Raw genomic sequence first — 2,339 nt, forward strand, 5'->3', positions numbered from 1 at the left:
GCGCCATATCGTCCGATTTTCCTGCTATTCCGCCTCCCCGTCCAGCAAATCCGAGACCAGAATCCGGCCGCAATATTCGCAGACGATGATCTTTTTGCTCATCCGGATATCCAACTGCCTCTGCGGCGGAATCCGGTTGAAACACCCCCCGCACGCATCCCGCTTGACCGTCACCACCGCCAAACCGTTCCGGACATTCTTCCGAATCCGGTCATAAGCCGACAACAACCGCTCGTCGATCTTCCCCCTCGCCTCGGCAGCCTGTTTTCCGAGCTCCTCCAGCTCCTTGGCCGTCTCCTCCTCGATCCCCGCCAGCTCGGCCTGCTTCGCGTCGAGGTCGATCTTCCGATCCTCCAGCAACGCCTTCGTATCCTCAATCAGTTTTTTCTTGTTTTTGATCTCGGCATTGAACTCCTTGATGCGTTTTTCGGCCAATTCGATTTCGAGTTTCTGGTACTCGATCTCCTTGGAGAGCGAGTCGAACTCCCGGTTATTCCGCACATCGTCCTGCTGAGCCTCGTATTTTTTGATGAGCGCCTTCGCCTGTTCGATCTCCTCTTTTTTCGCCTTGACCTCCCGGCTCAACTCATCGGCCTGTTCTCCGTAAGTTCCGATGCGCGTTTCGAGCCCCCCGATCACATCCTCCAGGTCCTGCACCTCGAAAGGCAACTCCCCCTTGATGTGGTTGATGCTGTCGGTTTTGGAATCGATCTGCTGAAGCGCATAGAGGACACCGATTTTCTCCTCGGTAGACAACTCTTCGGCAACGTTTTTGGTTTTGGTAGCCATGTGGGTGCGTGTATGGTAACTATCTGATTATATTTCGCATCTCTCGTGATCGCGACCTATCTTCCGTCGAAGAAATATCCGACCGCCCCGGTCTCCCCCGCTCGCCGAACTGCAAAATTAGGGAATTTTTTCGATATGAGTTCACAAAAAAGATCGACCGCCTGCCGTTCCGTTTCGAAATGCCCCCCGTCCACCAGCATGATCCTCCCCTCTGCGCGCTGAAAATCATGGTATTTCAGATCCGCCGTGAGGTAGACCTGCGCCCCCCTCGCCATCGCCTCCGGAATGAACTCCGCCCCGCTCCCTCCGCACACCGCCACCCGGCGCACCGTCTCGGACGCTATCGGACTGTGTTTCAAGCAGCTCGCCCCGATCGCCCGCGCCACTCGTCCCAGAAACTCCGCCACCGGCACCTCCTCCGGCAATTCGCCCACACACCCCAGCCCGACCCTGGGATCCGGCAACGCGAGCGGAATCAGGTCATAGGCCGGCTCCTCGTACGGATGCACCTCTCGCAAAGCTCTGATGGCCGCCGATATCCGCTCTTTCGGCACGACGACCTCCGTTCTGATCTCCCGTTCGGCATGGAGCTCGCCGACGCTCCCCACGAACGGTCGACACTCCGGTGCCGCCGCCCGAAATGTCCCCGTCCCCTCGCAGTTGAAACTGCACGCCCCGTACCGCCCGATGCAGCCTGCCCCCGCCTCCCAGACCGCCGTTCTCACCGGTTCGGCATAGGCCGACGGGGTATAAAAGACGAGTTTCATGAGCCGGTTTTCACGCGGCGCGAGCACCCTGACCTCCCTCAGCCCCAACTTCTCGGCGAGCCGAGCGCTCACACCTCCGGGCGCGACGTCCAGGTTGGTGTGGGCCGCATAGATCGCCACCCCGTGCCGGATCGCCTCTGCCGCAATCCGCTGCTGAAGCGTCGCCCCGACGAGCCGTTTCACTCCTCTGAAAAAGAGCGGATGGTGACAAACGACCAGATTACACCCCGCCTCTACAGCCTCTTGCAGCGCCTCTTCCGTCATATCGAGCGCCACCAGCACCCCCGAACAGGGTGTTGTCCCGGGATCGGTCGGCGCCACCTGCCACCCGGCATTGTCCCACTCCTCCTGCCAGGCCGCCGGGGCAAACGCCTCTATCAGTCGAATCATATCGGAAATTGTCGTCATTTATTTGAGTTTAAAGTCATTGATTCATATTTTTCTGCGCGCGCGGATGAAGAACAGGGCCGAAGCAGCTTTGAGGATGCGTCAGCATCCGTCTAAAGTTTTTCTGGTTCTCTTTGTTCACAAAGAGAACAGTACCCTCAAACCAATCGCGCGCCTCGCCTTAAGAGGGAAATCGCCAAAATGTGCTTGCACGTTTTGACAAGATTTCCCAAGGCGCGCGGACAGAGAACGGGGGTAGAGGCGGCCAATAAATCACCCGAAGGGTGCGCCTGCCCGGCGTAAGGGCAGTACCCTCCTGTAGCCAAAGACGCGCGCCCCGCCTAAAGAAGCGATTCAACTATTTCGGCGGTTAGCCGAAAGAGAATGAATCGCGCA

General features: G+C 58.4%; 2 protein-coding genes. Both read right to left on the reverse strand.

Annotated elements, in window-relative coordinates; translation table 11 throughout:
• Positions 1-24: 24 nt before the first annotated feature.
• Positions 25-789 carry a C4-type zinc ribbon domain-containing protein gene (locus QZ302_RS09790; RefSeq protein ID WP_294594896.1) on the reverse strand — a complete coding sequence of 255 codons (765 nt, stop codon included), beginning with the start codon at positions 787-789 and terminating at the stop codon, positions 25-27.
• A 56-nt stretch (positions 790-845) separates the two neighbouring features.
• Positions 846-1,946: a Nif3-like dinuclear metal center hexameric protein gene (locus tag QZ302_RS09795; protein ID WP_294594899.1), complete on the reverse strand. Its 1,101-nt coding sequence runs from the start codon at positions 1,944-1,946 to the stop codon at positions 846-848.
• Positions 1,947-2,339: the final 393 nt, after the last annotated feature.

This window comes from uncultured Rikenella sp. (genome assembly GCF_910579375.1).
Taxonomy (GTDB): domain Bacteria; phylum Bacteroidota; class Bacteroidia; order Bacteroidales; family Rikenellaceae; genus Rikenella.